The sequence below is a fragment of the Clostridium sp. 10cd* genome, from assembly GCF_044336395.1.
GTDB classification, from domain to species: Bacteria; Bacillota_I; Bacilli_A; order Erysipelotrichales; family Erysipelotrichaceae; genus Clostridium_AQ; species Clostridium_AQ innocuum.
This window is the reverse complement of record NZ_CP172347.1, coordinates 2,695,815-2,712,194: the sequence shown is the minus strand read 5'-3', so window position 1 is coordinate 2,712,194 and position 16,380 is coordinate 2,695,815. Positions and strand designations below refer to the sequence as shown.

Here is a 16,380-nt window from a genome sequence, read left to right as displayed (position 1 = left end):
AACTGTCAACTGTTATTCAGTTTTGAGGGATAGACCTCAAAGTGATCTGGTGGCGATAGCGATGTGGACACACCTGTTCTCATCCCGAACACAGAAGTTAAGCATATCAGCGGCGACAATATCTGGACTGGCTCCAGTGAAGATAGCACGCTGCCGGGTAATCTGACTCATCTTTGGATGGGTCTTTTTTTGTTTGGAATTTCTTTGTTGCTATAAGCGTCAGGTATCAGGAATGCATAGCATACCGTAGGTGTAAAATACATAGGTTTAAGGAAAGCTGTATTGTGGAATCCCAAGGAAGCAGCATTGAAAAAATATTGGGAACATTCAACTAATATAGCAATTCCATGCTATAATAGAACATATCATTTTTATTGAACATGATTTAAAAGAATAAAAACTGATGGTATTATGAAAAGACAGGTGATGAATATGAGTCAGAAAGTGTTATTAGGTTTATCAGGTGGGGTAGATTCTGCTGTTGCGGCATATCTGCTGAAGGAGCAGGGATATGATGTGACCTGTGCGTTTATGCGGAACTGGGATTCCTTTGCAAATAATGATATCATGGGAAATCCTACGATTCAGGATGATGTATGTCCGCAGGAACAGGATTATCTGGATGCCAAGGCGGTTGCGGATAAGCTGGGGCTTCCATTGCTTCGCGTGGATTTTGTAAAGGAATACTGGGATCATGTATTCACGTATTTTCTGGAGGAATATCGGAAAGGAAGAACACCAAATCCGGATATTTTGTGTAATAAGTATATAAAGTTCGATGCCTTTATGGACTATGCAAGAAGGCTTGGCTTTGATACCCTGGCAACGGGTCATTATGCTCAGGTGGATCATAGCGCTGAGGAATCCCGCATGCTTAGGGGTGCTGACAATAATAAAGATCAGACATATTTTCTCTGTCAGGTTTCGCAGGATGCACTGCGGCACTCCATGTTTCCCATCGGACATATGGAAAAGCAAGAGGTGCGCGAAATTGCAGAGCGCATGGAGTTGAACAGTGTTGCAGAGAAAAAGGATTCTACAGGTATCTGCTTTATCGGAGAACGCAATTTCAAGGAATTTTTAAAGAACTATTTGCCGAGCCGGGATGGAGATATTATGGATATCAAAACACTGGAGGTCGTTGGAAGACACAGTGGTGTGTTGTACTATACGATCGGACAGCGAAAGGGTCTTGGCATTGGAGGCAATCGCGGACCGTGGTTTGTGGTTGGCAAGGATGTACAAAAAAACATTTTGTATGTGACAAACGGGAGTGAAAGTGACTGGCTGCATTCCGATAGCTGCATTGTATCCGGTGTCAACTGGTTCTCCTCTGAAAGGCCGCAGGGGGATTATGTTTGTACGGCGAAATTTAGGTACCGGCAGCCGGATAATGATGTTATCCTGCGCTTCATAGATGAAACCACTGTGTTTTTACGCTATCCGCAAATGGTCAGCTCTGTGACAGCAGGCCAGGAAGCGGTATTTTATCAGAAGGAAGAATGCCTGGGCGGGGGAGTGATTGAGGATGTATTCAAGGAAGGAATCAGCTTGCAGCACCGTATCGCAGGGAGAGTCAATAATGGAAACTAAACCAGCTGTTTACAGCTTATCCATTGGGCGTATGCTTGCCCTGCTTGTGCATTATTTTGCAGGCTATCTGTATGTATACCGTATCGTTGCGACAAAAATTACGCTTGCCGTTGAACCTGGGGCAACGATTCTGCTGCCATGGGTGCAGCTGCTGATTTACGTATTTACTGCCGGTGTAGCCATCTTGCTTGCGTGGCCGGTTCTACGGGATTCCTGGATGAAATTTCGCAGGAATACAGGGGCGAATCTGAAAATGAGTGCCTATCTGATTGTGGTCATTCTGGCTGTAAATATGCTGCTGTCTTTGCTGATTGGACTTTTGACGCAGACTGGAAACAGCGTCAATCAGGAAGAGATTCGCAATGCCAGTACAGTGTTACCACTGATGACAATTTTGTCAACGTGTGTATTTGCGCCGATTATTGAGGAAACGGTGTTTCGTGCAGGGGCTTTTTCCTGCCTGCGAAGCAGAATCGGATTTTGGGCAGCTGCAATCATCAGCAGTATCCTGTTTGGGTCCATCCATATCGTGGATTCACTTCTTGCAGGAAATCTGGTGGATGTCAGCTATCTGCTTGTATATGCCGGAATCGGAATGGTTCTGGCCTACGGATATGAAAAAAGCTCTTCCTGTCTGGTACCCGGTATGGTACATGCAGGAAATAATATCATATCCATGCTTTTTATGCTTTTATAAGAATAACTGAGGTAAGTGAATGGATGAAGAAGAAATCATATTGAAAGCAAAGCATCTGCATACAATTTTTCGCAATGATACCAATGGATATACCGTTGCGAAATTTGTTACCTATGATGCAAATGAAGAAGATTTTACAGCAACCGGATATTTCAGTGAGCTGAATGAGGATGTGCTGTACAAGCTGCATGGGGATTATGTGGATCATCCCCGCTATGGAATGCAGTTTCAGGTTGCGGCCTATGAGAAAATGATGCCGAACGATGAAAGTACGCTGATCCGTTATTTTTCCAGCTCTCTGTTTCCCGGAATAGGAGCGCAGACAGCGAAGTCCATCGTAGAAGTGCTTGGAGAGGATGCCATCGAAATCATAAAAGAAAATCCGGAGGCTTTGAAACAGATTACAACGTTAAACGCAAGAAAGCGTGCCTCCATCATTCAGGGAATCATGGAGCATGAAGAGGCAGATGACTCTGTTGTTTTCTTTACGCGAATGGGGATCAGTGTCAAAACCATCATGAAGATGGAGGCTGCCTATGGTGATGCGATGATTTCCATGGTTAAGGAAAACCCATACCGTCTGATTGAGGAAATCGACGGGATCGGCTTTAAAACTGCGGATAAGCTGGCAAAGGAGCTGGCGTTTGCGGAGGATCATCCCTACCGCATCAAGGCTGTCATATTATCCTGTGTGCTGGATTTATGTATGGCAAGCGGGGATACCTATACAACGCTGGAACAGATACAGAAACGGTTCTGTAAGGAATTTGATGCAGCTGTGGAGATTGCTCCCTATTTGGAGGAGCTGGAGCTGGATCGCCTGATCATGATTGAGGATGGCCGCATATATCATCATACACAATATGATGCGCAAAACGGCATTGCTTCCTTTCTTGCTGGGTTTCCTTATCGTGAGTCAGAAGAGGAAGTTTCATTTGATGTAGAGGATATCGGGATTATGGAACAAAAATTTCATATCCGCTATGAAGATAAACAGAAGGAGGCGATTACTGCCTTTTTCAAAGAGCCCTTTCTGATTCTGACAGGCGGACCGGGAACCGGAAAAACGACGATTGTAAAGGGTATCCTGGATTTATATCAGCGCTACTATCCATCCGATACAATAGCGCTGTGTGCTCCGACCGGACGGGCAGCCAAACGGCTGAGTGAGCTGAGCTCAACGGCGGCAACGACGATTCACTCCCTGCTGAAGTGGGATTTGGAAACGAACACCTTTCTGGTGAACGACAAGGACCCGATTCAGGCTGATTTACTGATTATTGACGAATTTTCCATGGTGGATCAGTGGCTGTTCTATCACCTGCTGAGAGCCTGCCGCATGGTGAAAAGAATTGTTGTGATTGGAGATGAGGATCAGCTGCCCAGTGTCGGCTGCGGGTGTGTTTTGAAGGATTTGATTGAGAGCGCCTGTTTTCCGCTGGTACGTCTGAATAAGATTTTCCGTCAGAGTGAGGGAAGTGATGTCGTGACACTGGCACACCAGATTCGGGAGGGCTCGGCTGATATTCTGGACCATGCAAAGGATATCGCATTTTTCCCCTGTCAGAATTATGAGGTTCGTGATCTGATTCTGAGTGTGGTATCCAATGCACTGGACAAGGGCTATGATCCAAAGGAAATACAGGTGCTGGCGCCGATGTATGGCGGTGTTGCCGGTATTGATGCTCTGAACAATGCCCTACAGAAAATGATGAATCCATCCGATTCATATAAAAAAGAGCTGAAGGTAGGCTATCGTCTGTTCCGTGAACATGACAAGATTCTGCAGCTGAAGAATCAGCCAGAGGATGAGGTGTACAACGGAGATATCGGAGAAATCATCGAAATCAGCTACCGCGATGACAACGTGCATCAGAAAAACTGCATCACGGCGGATTTTGACGGTGTTCTTGTTGAATATAGCGGGGAACAGATTTACAATATCACGCATGCCTATGCGACCTCCATCCACAAGGCACAGGGCAGTGAATATGCAATTGTCATTATGCCGATAGTAAAGGATTATCGCTATATGCTGCAGAAGCGTTTGATTTACACCGGTGTTACCAGAGCAAAGCGAAGTCTGGTGCTGCTCGGTGATAAGGAGGTGTTCCTGCATGCGCTGCGCGTGGAGGACCGCCATGTGCGTAGGAGTACACTGCAGGAAAAAATAAAAGAAATGATGGGATAACAGACAGGACAGTATCCATACTATCAGTGATAGGAGTGATACTATGAACAAGTGTGTTGTCGCAGGCCTGATGGGCCTGGCTGTCGGTATGTATATCGGTTACAGTCAGGAAGAGGGCATTGAGGATCTTTGCCGTGAATCCAGAAGGAAAAAGAAAAAAGTTATGAAAAAAATGCATAAGACCTACGATCACCTGTGTGATTGTATGGATCTGGATTAACCCCGTCGCGGGTTTTTCTTTTATGAAAGTATCGCATGTTCTGGATTCACTGGCACGTGGCTGCCGGAAGCTGCTTGTTCCTCTCGCCGCTTTTCTGTTGCTGGTTTTACTGTCGAAGCAGCTGCAGCTGTATGATTGGATTGTTGATATTTATAAAAGCTGTCTGCCGGTCCTGATGGGGATTGTCATTGCCTTTCTGCTGCAGCCTCTGATTGACCGCTTGCAGCAGCATGTTTCTCAAAAGCTTGCCGTCATGCTCGTATATATCGGAATTGCGCTTGTTCTTGCTGTCTTTGTTATCGGAATGATTCCCATTATTTATAAGCAGGTTATGGATTTTGCAGAAGTGGTGCCGGTGTGGATGAGGCATCTGGAGGGGTTTCTGGATCGCTATCACATCGCTATCGGTAATTTGGAGACTTTGAAGGAGAAATATTTGCAGGAGGGCTATATTATCGTTATCGATTCTTTGCGTAATACGATGCATACTGCTACAAATTATGGAATTGCATACATCACCGCATTTTTCATATCCATTGATTTGGATTTCTGGAAGCGTACAGCAAAAAAGGTGATTCCCAACCTGCATCAGTTTTCTACCTTTTATCTAACAATGAGTAATATTGTATACCAGTATCTGGTTGGAACCTTTCTCGATATCCTGTTTATTGTTGTCACGGTGGGTATCACGCTTTATATCTTTGCCTTTCCCAATGCATTGCTGTATGCAGTCATTCTTGCATTACTGAACCTGTTTCCCTATGTGGGGGCGACATTCGGTCTGATTCTGATTGCTATTGTCGGTGCCCTGAGCTATCCGGTTTTTCCGTTTCTGGCCTTTGCTATCGTATGGACGATACAGCAGATTGAATCCAATTTCATTCAACCGATGATTTTCAACCGTACGATGCATGTGCGTCCAATCCTAACCTTTGTTTTTATCTTTCTGTCCGAAGCTCTCTTCGGGGTTGTCGGTGTTATTTTATCACCGATATTTGCGGCGATTGCACAGATTGCCTTTCGCAGCTGGCTGCATTCCAAGACCAGCGATAAGATTGGAGAATGGGAGGATATCTGGCAGGATTTTGATGAGGCGATGCAGGAGGAGAATTATGATTAAATTATGCTTAAATTGCTGAAGTGAAAAGTTAAATTCCACTTTCAAAAGGCGAATAAAAAATGTGGAACTTTCTTCTACAAAAGTCTATACAGAGCATAAATATAGCGTTAGAAAGGGTTTCAAATAGGTAGAAGTAAGTAAAAATGTGAAGAAAGTGGTCATTGTGCGAATGATAGATAAAATGAATAAGCGCACTGAAAATAGGCTCCATTATGCCTATGTATAACTAAATTCCACTTCTATTTTATAGTTACACTATAAATAACTGTTCTTTGCCGCTGCTCTTATCATTCTTTATATCATCTGTTTGTTACTTATGAGTCAATACGCTTGGACGAAGTATCACTTCGTCCTTATCTATTTTCTGTAGACCAAATTCATAAAGTTTCTGCGCTAATTCCGGACACATGAACTCACATAGCTCAAATGGGGATTTTCCATTCAAATGTTCCTTGGCACTGGAATTGATATGTGAGATGGCTACATTCAAGGAAGTCTGATCGGTCAGGCCGATACTGCGTAAGTCTACTTCGTTAGGTAATATATAACGTAATTCACGATGCATATTTTCCAGGCTTCCTTTCTGCCCGGACTGCATAGGGTCGCAATAGAAGACTCGTGTCCTTCTGGTACCATCGTCTCTTTTTTCCATATGCTCAGCATCAGTAAATTCACCTCCGCGATCGGTGAGTGTTATATGAGCTTCCTGTTCAAACAGGCTTTTTCCAAGGATGGAATCAAGAACAGCTAGTCCGTCAACCATATCTGCAGCAGTCTTCGTGTCGTGATATACAGCAAACAGGAGCCCATATTTGATGAATTTGAAAGTCTGGATAAACGGTCCATTGGAAATGTCATTGTAGACTGTATCCATTTGTAAAATGTGAGTGATTTCCTCAGACTCAACATAGGATTGGTAATCTGTGTAAAGCCGTCCAACAAGGAATTTACGGTCTTGTCGTTTTTTATAGATCGTCTTCTTCTTAGCGGTCATTTTTCTTTTGACTTTTATACGAAGGTCAATATTAGCAATGCCAACACATTCGAATACACCTTGTTCAATATAGTTGTAGAGTGTCTTCTCACTGATTCCAAGTTCGGGATGTGCAGCTATGATCTGATAAGGTGAATGACCTTTTAATAGAAGAGGCTTGATGGTATTGCCTAGCTCTACAGCTTCTGATGAGGTCAGATTGATTCCGGTTCGAGACTCAACGAGTTCGCTACGGTATTCCTCATAGGCGATCGTAGGTTTATAGAGGTATTTATCAAAGCGGCAGCTTTTCAGTTTCTCACAGCCATTACAAGCTCCCGGAGTACGATCTCTGCGTTTGCAGCGGAACTTAGAATAATCAGGGCAGTTGACAGTACAATTCTTTCTCTTAAACTTACAGTGAGCATAGTTCTCACATTCTAGAGAAAGTGTAGATTTATGAGAGAGATAACGGTGAGCACGGATTTCCTTACCTATCGTAGATTTATCTTTGCCTAGATTATCAGCAATAGCTTTTTTAGAAGAACCATTAACGATGCCGATCGCGATGACATTGCGATCGTCCTGAGTCAGATGTTTGTTTTTGTTCGTTGCCATATTCATCACCCTTTGTAATGTGTATGATAATAACCAGCGGTTACCTTCATCATAGATATAAAAAAGGATATATGAAAGACTAAATGCAATTGTAAGTGTAAATTCAACTAGATTGTTGTGTAAGAGTCTTTTCTACTTAGCTACTTTGAAAGTGGAATTTAACTTTTCACTTCAGCTTATGCTTAAATTATGATAAAAGATTTGCACTGTCTTTTGGATTTTGTTATAATGATAACGTTCATCAGGACGATGAAAAAGAGGAGTACATTCGGGTAACCATTCAAGAGAGGAAGCGGCAGGTGAGAGCTTTCATGGTGAAGAATGGAAGCTGCTTTGGAGTTCTGCGCGTATCTGGCGTTAAAAGAGTAAGTGAGTGTGCCTGTGGAATTCTGTACATGGGTGAACTGGGATGGTACCGCGTATACTATACGTTCCTGGATTCGGGAGCGTTTTTTTATGCTTATAAGGAGGATGCAAATATGAAACAGTTGACAGGAAGTCAGATTCGTCAGATGTTTCTGGACTACTTTAAAAGTCAGGGACATATGATTGAGCCAGGAGCAAGCCTGGTTCCTCACAACGATCCAACGCTGCTTTGGATCAATGCCGGAGTTGCAGCTTTGAAAAAGTATTTTGATGGAAGTGAAAAGCCGAAGAACAATCGGATTGCGAATGCACAGAAGTCCATTCGTACCAATGATATCGAGAATGTAGGAAAGACGGCACGTCACCATACCTTCTTTGAAATGCTTGGGAATTTCTCTATCGGAGATTATTTCAAGGAGGAGGCAATTCCTTTTGCATGGGAGTTTTTAACAAGTCCGAAATGGATTGGTTTTCCAAAGGAGAAGCTATATGTTTCCGTATATACGGATGATGCGGATGCTTACCGGATCTGGACCGAGGTGTGTAAGGTGGATCCTTCCCACATTTTGAAGACAGATGATAATTTCTGGGAGATTGGAGAAGGTCCGGGCGGACCGGACAGTGAAATCTTCTATGACCGCGGTGAGGCATATGATCCGGAGGGTCTTGGAGAACGTCTGTTCTTCGAAGAGCTGGAGAATGATCGCTACATCGAGGTATGGAATGTCGTGTTCTCACAGTTTGACTGTAAGCCGGAGCTTGACCGTAAGGATTACAAGGAGCTGCCGCAGAAAAACATTGATACCGGTATGGGATTGGAACGTCTTGTTGCGCTGGTACAGGGTGGAGAAACCAATTTTGATACAGACTTGTTTCTGCCAATCATTCATGCGACAGAAGCGTATACCGATGCGCGTTATGCAGATGCCCAACATAAAATGGCATTCCGCGTGATTGCCGATCACATCCGAACCGTAAGCTTTGCGCTGGCAGATGGGGCGCTGTTCTCCAATGAGGGCAGAGGCTATGTATTGCGTCGAGTTCTGCGCCGTGCGGTACGGTTCGCGAAGAAGCTGAACATTCAGGGAGCATTTATGTATAAGCTGGTTCCTGTCGTTTATGATATCATGAAGGATTTCTATCCGTACATGGAGGAAAAGCTGGATTATATTGCTCGTCTTGTAAAGGCCGAGGAGGAGCGCTTCCACGCAACACTGGCAGATGGGGAAAGACTGCTGTTACAGGTGATGGAAGAAAAGAAGGAAAGCCGTGTCATTGACGGCAAGACTGCCTTTAAGCTGTATGATACCTATGGGTTCCCGTTGGAGCTGACTGTGGAAATCGCGGAGGAAAGCGGATATACAGTGGATAAGGACGGCTTTGACGCTGAGATGCAGCAGCAAAGAGAGCGTGCCCGTGCTGCCCGCGGAGATGCGGAGTCCATGGGAAGCCAGTCCATTGATCTGATGGAGTTCACGCAGGAGAGCAGCTTCATAGGCTACGATGTGCGCCACACCTCTGCAAAGGTGATTGCACTGTTTCAGGACGGTGTGAAGGTGGATGCCATCAGTGATGAAGGGGATGTCGTGTTTGATACAACGGTCTTCTATGCGGAAAGCGGCGGTCAGGTTGGTGACAGCGGTACGATATGCGCAGAAGGTGTACAGGCTGTCGTGGATACGACAATCAAGGCTCCGCATAAGCAGCATTTGTCCCATGTCATCATTAAGGAAGGCGAGCTGCGTGTAGGGGATGCAGTAGAGCTACAGGTGGATGAGAAAAAGCGCGATATCATTACGAGCAATCACTCCTGTACGCATCTTTTACAGAGTGCTTTGAAGCAGATCGTGGGTAGTCATATCCAGCAGGCCGGCAGCTTTGTCAGTGAGGAATATCTGCGCTTTGACTTTACGCATTTTGAAAAGGTGAACGAGGAACAGCTGAAGGAAATCGAGCGTCTGGTAAACCGGTATATCAGTGGACATTATGCGGTCAGTAAAGTGGAAATGCCGATTGAGGAAGCAAAGAAAAGCGGAGCGACCGCACTGTTTGATGAAAAATACGGGGATGTTGTCCGCGTTGTCAGCATGGGAGATGTTTCCAAGGAATTCTGCGGCGGCTGTCATGTGAATAACACACAGGAAATCGGTGTCTGCAAGATCATCAGTGAGGAGAGCATCGGCTCCGGTATTCGCCGTATCACGGCCAAGACAGGGTATGATGCCTATGCGGAATTCGCGAAGGAGGATGACACGCTGCATGCGGTTGCGTCCGATCTGAAGCTGAAGGGGATTTCCAAGGTGGAAGAAAAGGTTGCATCTGTTTTGGAGGAAAATGTACAGCTGAAGAAGGAGCTTGCGGCGTTGCAGGCATCCATGTTTGCCTTGAAGGCGAGCGATCTTGTCAATCATATGCAGGATCTGAATGGACGCCAGGTGCTGATTGAGCGCATGGATGGTGCGGATGCAAAAGCGATGAAGGATATTGTTTCCAATATTCGCTCCCAGAGAGAAAACTGCGTTGTTTTCCTTGCGAGCGTCCATGGCGATAAGGTCACCTTTGTTGCCGGTGCGGATAAGGCTGCTGTAAGTGGCGGTATCAAGTGCGGGGATCTTGTCCGGGAAGCGGCACTTGTCTGTGACGGAAAGGGCGGCGGACGTCCGGATATGGCGCAATCCGGCGGAAAAGATGCTTCTAAGGTGGAGGAAGCACTGCATTTAATCAAAAATATGCTGTCATAAGGCTTTCAATTTTGTATAAAGTAGGATAAAATAAAGGAAGAAAACAAAAGGAGGTAATACTATGAGAGATATCACGGAAACCATGTCTTTTAAATCGGATGATTTAAAAAGAGACAATATCAAGCATGTATTACGCTTAGTCAAAGAGGCATTGGACGAGAGAGGGTACAATTCAGTGAATCAGCTGGCAGGTTATCTGATCAGCAACGACCCGGCATATATTTCATCTCACAACAATGCACGTACGATCATTCAGAGTGTGGAACGCTATGAGATCATAGAAGAGCTGGTAAGAGCTTACCTGGAAGAAGACAAGTGATGCGCATACTGGGTCTGGATCTTGGCAGTAAAACACTGGGTGTCAGTGTGAGTGATGCACTGGGCATGATAGCACGCCCGGTGGAAACCATCCGTTTTGAAAGTGATGATTATGAAGCCGCATGCAAGCAGGTACAACCATACATAAAGGAATTTCAGGTGAAAACCGCGGTGCTCGGTCTGCCGAAGCACATGAACGGGGATGTAGGCATACGGGGAGAGATTTCCCTGATGTTTAAGGAAAAGCTGGAAGCTCTCGGACTTGAAGTGGTGCTGTGGGATGAGCGCCTGACAACGGTGGCAGCGGAGAAGATTTTAATCTCTGCGGATGTATCCCGCAAGAAACGCAAAAAAATCATTGATCAGATGGCGGCAGTACAAATTCTGCAAAGCTATCTTGACAGTAAACACTAGGGGCTTGCAAGAGCCCCTTTATAGGAGGAAAAAGCGATGTTAGATTCAAGCAGTCTGTATGTAACAGATGAAAACGGAAACGAAAAGCGAATGGAAATTCTGTTCACCTTTGAGGATGACAACCACGCTAAGAAATATGTGGTATTTATGGATCCTGAGGAAGAGGAGGGAGAAGTGTTTGCTTCCGCCTACGATGATGAAGGGAATCTGATTCCGGTAGAAAGCGATGCGGAATGGCAGATGATTGAAGAAGTGATAGGAGCCTTCCAGGAAGATGAAGAAGCAGTTGAAGAATAAGAAGGTGCTGATTGCCCTCATCAGTGTATGCATTGTACTTGCGGCAGCACTTTCCGTATTTATATACTATAAGACCGGATTGAAGGCGGTGTCCTCCAGGGAAACGCCAACCTCTTTCCAGGTACAGCCGGGAGAAACCAGTGAGGCGGTATTGGATAAGCTGCAGACGCAGGAGCTGATTCGGAATAAAACCGTTGCCAAGCTGTATATGAAATTCCATGGACTCAGCGATATCAAGGCCGGCAATTTCAAGCTGGATGCAAGGTGGGACACTCCGAAAATACTGGAAACGCTGAATGACAGCAAGCAGGCGAATGCGGATGATATTAAAATCACCTTTAAGGAAGGTATGTGGGCAAAGGATGTGGCAGCCCTGATTGAAAAGCAGACAGGTGTCAAGGCCGGGGAGCTGCTCGCATTGTGGAACGACGATGCCTATCTGAACACGCTGATAAAAAAATATTCATTTCTAAGCAGGGATATTCTGAATGCGCAGTACAAGGTGAAGCTCGAGGGATATCTGTATCCGGAAACCTACAGCTTCCATAAGGATGCGACAGCCAAGCAGATAACGGAAACCTTTCTGGATCAGTTTCAGAAAGCGATTGCCCCGTATGAGGCGGATATCAAAAAGAGCGGGATGAGCATGCAGGAGGCTATCACATTTGCTTCCATCGTACAATACGAGGCGAGCACGAAGGAAGATATGGAAATGATTGTCGGTGTTTTCCAGAATCGTCTGAAGCAGGGAATGACGCTGGACAGCAGCGTTACGGTTTGTTATGCACTGTATGATGATATGACATCCGGTGAGGACTGCGAGGTCAATACGCACATTGACTCTCCATACAATACATATAAAAATGCCGGGCTGCCGATTGGACCGATTCTGAATCCGGGGGCGATGGCAATCCAGGCTGTGCTTCATCCAAAAGCGAATGATTACCTGTATTTTGTAGCAGATATCTATGGGGACGGTAAGGTGTACTATGCAAGAACGCTGGATGAGCAGGAAGCGAATATTGATAAGTATAATCTGCGTAAGTAGGTGAAGACCATGAAGAAAACCATACTGATCGGTATTGCGGGAGGAAGTGCTTCCGGTAAGACCTCCATTTCCGCACAGCTGAAGGAGCATTATGAGGATACAAATTCTGTTGTGATTATCCGTCAGGACGATTATTACAAGGATCAAAGTGAGAAGACGATGGAGGAGCGTGTCAAGACGAATTACGACCATCCCTTCGCCTTTGATAATGAGCTGCTCGTGGCGCAGCTGCAACGACTTCTGCAGCGTCAGCCCATCTGTAAGCCTACGTATGATTTTGTACATCATACCAGAAGTGAGGTCATTGAGGAAATCGAACCGAGTGATGTTGTCGTTATTGAAGGACTGTTTGTACTGGAGAATGAAGATCTGCGTAATCTGTGCGATATCAAGATCTTTGTGGATACCGATGCGGATATCCGCTTTATCCGCAGACTGCTGCGGGATGTGAACGAGCGGGGAAGAACGCTGGAGTCAGTGGTGGAGCAGTATACCTCCACTGTCCGTGATATGCACAATCTGTTTATCGAGCCGAGTAAGCGCTATGCGGATGTAATCATCCCAGAGGGCGGCCACAACGTGGTTGCCATTGATTTGCTGATTACGAAAATCAGTAGTATTATTTCAGAAAACGTGGTATAATAGCGGACGAATAGGAGTTGAAACCATGGCTGATGAGAAATTTTTAGTAACCAAGGAAGGCTTGGACGAGCTGCTTAAGGAGCAGGATAATCTGATTCATGTCGTACGTGATGAAGTCATCCGTGAGCTGCAGGAAGCCCGTGCACAGGGTGACCTTAGCGAGAATGCGGATTATGATGCTGCCCGTGACCGTCAGGCGCGTGTAGAAGCAAGAATCCGCGATCTGGAGGCTATGATTGCGAATGCAGAAATCATTTCCGAGGATAAGAAGGCAGCGACCAAGAAAACCGTATCACTGGGTTCTACGGTTACCATTCTGGACATGTCTACCAATGAAGAGGAAACCTACAATATCGTTGGTTCCATTGAGGCAGACCCGCTGAATGGAAAGCTTTCCAATATCACACCGCTGGCAACATCATTGATGGATCACAAAATTGGTGATGTCGTTGAGATTGAAACAGCGGAGGAGCCTTACCAGGTAAAAGTCATCGATTTGAAATAGAGGAAGAGAACAGAAAAAATTCTGTTCTTTTTTTAGGAGTTTTCGTGCTGAATTTCGTATAGATAAGTGGAGGTGTTTGTCTATATGAAAAAAGTACTGATTGTATGTTGTTTGCTTCTGCTCTTTTACGGGCGTTATGAACCGGTGAATCTCACCACGACACAGCGTAAAACAAAACAGATTGAGGTGAAGGGTGAGGTGAAGCATCCCGGTGTGTATACGGTGGATATTCATGCGGATGCCGAGGAGGTTTTGAAAAAAGCAGGCGGATTGAAGAAGGGGGCGGATGTGTCCGGAATCAATCAGACACAGGATTTGAGTGATCACAGTGTTCTGGTTGTTGGAAAGCAGCAGGAGCAAAAGAAGATTTCCATCAACAGCGCTACGGAAAAGGAGCTGCAGACGCTTACGGGAATCGGACCAAGCATGGCACAGCGTATTATTGCATATCGTTCGCAGCAGCCCTTTCAAACCATCGAGGATATCATGAAGGTGAAGGGTATTAAGGAAAAGCTGTTTGCGAAAATAAAGGAACAGATCACGCTATGAAAAACAGTTGGCTGCTGTGCGGATGGTGCTGTCTGCTTCTGCTGTGGGCACACTGGATTTCCATCTGGTTTTCTCTGGCGCTGATGCTGGGGTTGCTATGGTATTATCGCAGCCATTACCGCATACATCCGCTGTTTGTTTTGCTTTTGCTCCTGCTGCAGGGGCGGATGCTGCTGCTTCTGCGGGAACCGGAAACGCCAATGGATACCGTATTGCAGATCAGGGAAATCAAGGCAGGCTATGCAATTGCTCATACACAGGGGCAGGATGTCATGGTCTATGGGCTAAAGCATGCAAATTTTAATGATATCGTACAGGTAAAGGGAACCTATGCTCCAGTTACATCTCTGCATAATTTTCATCGCTTTTATTTTCCTGACTGGCTGAAGAGGCGTGGAATACGCTATCAGATACAGGCACAATCCTATCAGCTTCTGCAGGAGGGAAGCGGCGTGCGCCATACCCTCTATGCACATGTACAGGGGATAGCGGACAGGAAGCAGCGCAGCTGGCTCAATATGCTGCTCTATGGTATTCATGAGGAGGATGTATCCTATTTTCTGACCTCCAGCGGATTACATATCGCAACACTTGCGGCATGCCTGCAAAAGCTTCTGCTTATGATCTGTTCGCAAGCCAATGCCTCTGTGATTGCATTGCTGCTTTTGGGGCTGTGCGGACATGTCACCGTGTTCTCTTCCTCTCTGATTCGCATTCTGCTGTTTCGCCTTGTTACGCTATGCTGTCACAGCAGGAATCCACAGGACCGGCTGGGTATCAGTATGGCAGCCGTTCTTTTGCTGTTTCCCTATATGGCATGGGAGCTGGCGTTTCTTCTGCCATTGGGCTTTCGCATGCTCGCACTTTTCAATGTCAGAAAGCGAAGCAGGCGTCTCACCGGCTTGCTGCTGCTTATTCCGATGCAATTTCTCTTTTTTCAGTCCTGCAATCCTCTGCAGCTGCTGCTGTTTCCCGTTTTCCGCTATGTCTATGCGTTTTTGTATGCGGGTTGTCTGCTGAGTGTGCCATGTTCCTTTGGTGCATTGTTTGCGTTTACAACACGGCTTGCCGACCTGCTGGATGCGCTTCAGCAGTGCGGGATAACGCTGTACTATACTCCACAGCTGCTCTGGCTCTTTCTATGGGGGAAGGGAGCTGTGTGCTATATCAGCTATGCACAGAAAAAGCCGCTGGCTGTTTTGTGTCTTCTATTTTTGTATGCGCCCTTTTCTTCGTGGTTTGATCCCTTTGGGGAGGTGCTGATGATCGATGTGGGACAGGGGGATTGTACCCTGATAACTCTGCCGTTTCATCAGGGGGCTGTTATGATTGATATCATGGGAAGCCGCTACCGCAATATTCCCAAAGAGGTGGTTGTCCCGATTGTAAAAGCAAAAGGCTATCAGAGACTGGATGCCCTGATACTCACGCATGATGACTTCGATCATAGTGGTGGTAAGGAGGAGCTGCTCAAGGAGCTGAATGTAACACGAATCATCGATCATAAGGATAAGGCAGAGCCGATCAAAGGACTGCCGCTGGTGTTTTTACTCAGAGACTATAAGGGAAAGGATAGCAATGATAACAGCATTGTCACCTATATGCAGACAGATCAGCTGAAGGCGCTGTTTATGGGGGATGCCGGCACAGAGGCGGAGGCGGCCCTTTTACAACGCTATGACCTTGCGGTTGATGTATTGAAGGTCGGTCATCATGGCAGTGATACCTCCAGCTCCCTTTCCTTTCTGCATGAACTGCAGCCGCAGCTGGCACTGGTGTCTGCCGGAAGAAACAACCGCTATCATCATCCCAGTACAGCGATCATGCAGCGTCTGAGGCAGGAGAATATCCCTGCGCTGGTGAGTGCCCGGGATGGTGCTGTTTCTATTCGCTTCAGCCGCTATTTCAGTTATTATGTAAGCGCAGAGGGGGCAATCGGTATTCTGCACGGATTGTGGGAATGAGCAAAGCATGAGACAGAATAGGAAAAAACTTACATAAGGTGGACAAGGGCTGTTATGAAGGAAAATATATAGGAAGTTATGTCGAAAAGTCATGGTAATCTATGTGTGTTTCGTTTATAATATT

The 16,380-nt window shown here is 45.8% G+C and carries 15 protein-coding genes, 1 rRNA gene and 1 other annotated feature; of the genes, 15 read left to right on the top strand and 1 reads right to left on the bottom strand.

Going from position 1 to position 16,380, the window contains the following annotated elements:
• The first annotated feature begins 45 nt into the window (after positions 1-45).
• The 6 genes from rrf to ACG3M1_RS13445 all read left to right on the top strand — a co-directional run bounded on the left by rrf (position 46) and on the right by ACG3M1_RS13445 (position 5,821).
• Positions 46-159 (top strand): 5S ribosomal RNA (gene rrf / locus ACG3M1_RS13470).
• 273 nt (positions 160-432) lie between these two features.
• Positions 433-1,593 carry a tRNA 2-thiouridine(34) synthase MnmA gene (mnmA, locus tag ACG3M1_RS13465; RefSeq protein WP_008817104.1) on the top strand — a complete coding sequence of 387 codons (1,161 nt, stop codon included), beginning with the start codon at positions 433-435 and terminating at the stop codon, positions 1,591-1,593.
• Positions 1,583-2,290, top strand: a complete 708-nt coding sequence (locus tag ACG3M1_RS13460; protein ID WP_008817105.1) for a CPBP family intramembrane glutamic endopeptidase — start codon at positions 1,583-1,585, stop codon at positions 2,288-2,290. Before mnmA ends, ACG3M1_RS13460 begins: the two co-directional genes overlap by 11 nt.
• A gap of 19 nt (positions 2,291-2,309) precedes the next feature.
• Positions 2,310-4,481 carry an ATP-dependent RecD-like DNA helicase gene (locus ACG3M1_RS13455; protein ID WP_009270291.1) on the top strand — a complete coding sequence of 724 codons (2,172 nt, stop codon included), beginning with the start codon at positions 2,310-2,312 and terminating at the stop codon, positions 4,479-4,481.
• 43 nt (positions 4,482-4,524) lie between these two features.
• Positions 4,525-4,701 carry a hypothetical protein gene (locus ACG3M1_RS13450; RefSeq protein ID WP_002609272.1) on the top strand — a complete coding sequence of 59 codons (177 nt, stop codon included), beginning with the start codon at positions 4,525-4,527 and terminating at the stop codon, positions 4,699-4,701.
• A gap of 22 nt (positions 4,702-4,723) precedes the next feature.
• Complete coding sequence (locus ACG3M1_RS13445) at positions 4,724-5,821, top strand: AI-2E family transporter (RefSeq protein WP_009270292.1); 1,098 nt, start codon at positions 4,724-4,726, stop codon at positions 5,819-5,821.
• Between the two features lie 310 nt (positions 5,822-6,131).
• Here the strand turns inward: ACG3M1_RS13445 and ACG3M1_RS13440 are convergent, their stop codons facing one another.
• Positions 6,132-7,412, bottom strand: a complete 1,281-nt coding sequence (locus ACG3M1_RS13440) for a helix-turn-helix domain-containing protein (protein WP_008729262.1) — start codon at positions 7,410-7,412, stop codon at positions 6,132-6,134.
• A 240-nt stretch (positions 7,413-7,652) separates the two neighbouring features.
• Positions 7,653-7,851, top strand: a binding site (T-box leader).
• Positions 7,852-7,891: 40 nt separating this feature from the next.
• Here ACG3M1_RS13440 and alaS point away from each other — a divergent pair.
• The 9 genes from alaS to ACG3M1_RS13395 all read left to right on the top strand — a co-directional run bounded on the left by alaS (position 7,892) and on the right by ACG3M1_RS13395 (position 16,256).
• On the top strand, positions 7,892-10,519 hold the full coding sequence (gene alaS / locus ACG3M1_RS13435) for an alanine--tRNA ligase (protein ID WP_395814250.1): 2,628 nt from the start codon (positions 7,892-7,894) through the stop codon (positions 10,517-10,519).
• Positions 10,520-10,580: 61 nt separating this feature from the next.
• On the top strand, positions 10,581-10,838 hold the full coding sequence (locus ACG3M1_RS13430; protein WP_002609268.1) for an IreB family regulatory phosphoprotein: 258 nt from the start codon (positions 10,581-10,583) through the stop codon (positions 10,836-10,838).
• On the top strand, positions 10,838-11,251 hold the full coding sequence (gene ruvX / locus ACG3M1_RS13425; protein WP_009270295.1) for a Holliday junction resolvase RuvX: 414 nt from the start codon (positions 10,838-10,840) through the stop codon (positions 11,249-11,251). Before ACG3M1_RS13430 ends, ruvX begins: the two co-directional genes overlap by 1 nt.
• A gap of 36 nt (positions 11,252-11,287) precedes the next feature.
• Positions 11,288-11,548: a DUF1292 domain-containing protein gene (locus tag ACG3M1_RS13420; RefSeq protein WP_008817111.1), complete on the top strand. Its 261-nt coding sequence runs from the start codon at positions 11,288-11,290 to the stop codon at positions 11,546-11,548.
• Positions 11,526-12,596, top strand: coding sequence for an endolytic transglycosylase MltG (gene mltG / locus ACG3M1_RS13415; protein WP_008817112.1), 1,071 nt, complete (start codon positions 11,526-11,528; stop codon positions 12,594-12,596). Before ACG3M1_RS13420 ends, mltG begins: the two co-directional genes overlap by 23 nt.
• A gap of 9 nt (positions 12,597-12,605) precedes the next feature.
• Positions 12,606-13,238, top strand: a complete 633-nt coding sequence (gene udk / locus ACG3M1_RS13410) for a uridine kinase (RefSeq protein WP_009270296.1) — start codon at positions 12,606-12,608, stop codon at positions 13,236-13,238.
• Positions 13,239-13,263: 25 nt separating this feature from the next.
• Positions 13,264-13,743 (top strand): transcription elongation factor GreA, encoded by a 480-nt coding sequence (greA, locus tag ACG3M1_RS13405; protein WP_002609263.1) that lies wholly within the window; start codon positions 13,264-13,266, stop codon positions 13,741-13,743.
• 84 nt (positions 13,744-13,827) lie between these two features.
• Positions 13,828-14,292, top strand: coding sequence for a helix-hairpin-helix domain-containing protein (locus ACG3M1_RS13400; RefSeq protein WP_008817114.1), 465 nt, complete (start codon positions 13,828-13,830; stop codon positions 14,290-14,292).
• On the top strand, positions 14,289-16,256 hold the full coding sequence (locus ACG3M1_RS13395; protein ID WP_008817115.1) for a ComEC/Rec2 family competence protein: 1,968 nt from the start codon (positions 14,289-14,291) through the stop codon (positions 16,254-16,256). The genes ACG3M1_RS13400 and ACG3M1_RS13395 overlap by 4 nt, the downstream gene beginning before the upstream one ends.
• Positions 16,257-16,380: the final 124 nt, after the last annotated feature.

Excerpts from the sequence above, each read along its gene's own strand:
- mnmA (WP_008817104.1), top strand. The coding sequence starts at position 433 with ATGAGTCAGAAAGTGTTATTAGGTTTATCAGGTGGGGTAGATTCTGCT.
- ACG3M1_RS13460 (WP_008817105.1), top strand. The coding sequence starts at position 1,583 with ATGGAAACTAAACCAGCTGTTTACAGCTTATCCATTGGGCGTATGCTT.
- ACG3M1_RS13455 (WP_009270291.1), top strand. The coding sequence starts at position 2,310 with ATGGATGAAGAAGAAATCATATTGAAAGCAAAGCATCTGCATACAATT.
- ACG3M1_RS13450 (WP_002609272.1), top strand. The coding sequence starts at position 4,525 with ATGAACAAGTGTGTTGTCGCAGGCCTGATGGGCCTGGCTGTCGGTATG.
- ACG3M1_RS13445 (WP_009270292.1), top strand. The coding sequence starts at position 4,724 with ATGAAAGTATCGCATGTTCTGGATTCACTGGCACGTGGCTGCCGGAAG.
- ACG3M1_RS13440 (WP_008729262.1), bottom strand. The coding sequence starts at position 7,412 with ATGGCAACGAACAAAAACAAACATCTGACTCAGGACGATCGCAATGTC.
- alaS (WP_395814250.1), top strand. The coding sequence starts at position 7,892 with ATGAAACAGTTGACAGGAAGTCAGATTCGTCAGATGTTTCTGGACTAC.
- ACG3M1_RS13430 (WP_002609268.1), top strand. The coding sequence starts at position 10,581 with ATGAGAGATATCACGGAAACCATGTCTTTTAAATCGGATGATTTAAAA.
- ruvX (WP_009270295.1), top strand. The coding sequence starts at position 10,838 with ATGCGCATACTGGGTCTGGATCTTGGCAGTAAAACACTGGGTGTCAGT.
- ACG3M1_RS13420 (WP_008817111.1), top strand. The coding sequence starts at position 11,288 with ATGTTAGATTCAAGCAGTCTGTATGTAACAGATGAAAACGGAAACGAA.
- mltG (WP_008817112.1), top strand. The coding sequence starts at position 11,526 with ATGAAGAAGCAGTTGAAGAATAAGAAGGTGCTGATTGCCCTCATCAGT.
- udk (WP_009270296.1), top strand. The coding sequence starts at position 12,606 with ATGAAGAAAACCATACTGATCGGTATTGCGGGAGGAAGTGCTTCCGGT.
- greA (WP_002609263.1), top strand. The coding sequence starts at position 13,264 with ATGGCTGATGAGAAATTTTTAGTAACCAAGGAAGGCTTGGACGAGCTG.
- ACG3M1_RS13400 (WP_008817114.1), top strand. The coding sequence starts at position 13,828 with ATGAAAAAAGTACTGATTGTATGTTGTTTGCTTCTGCTCTTTTACGGG.
- ACG3M1_RS13395 (WP_008817115.1), top strand. The coding sequence starts at position 14,289 with ATGAAAAACAGTTGGCTGCTGTGCGGATGGTGCTGTCTGCTTCTGCTG.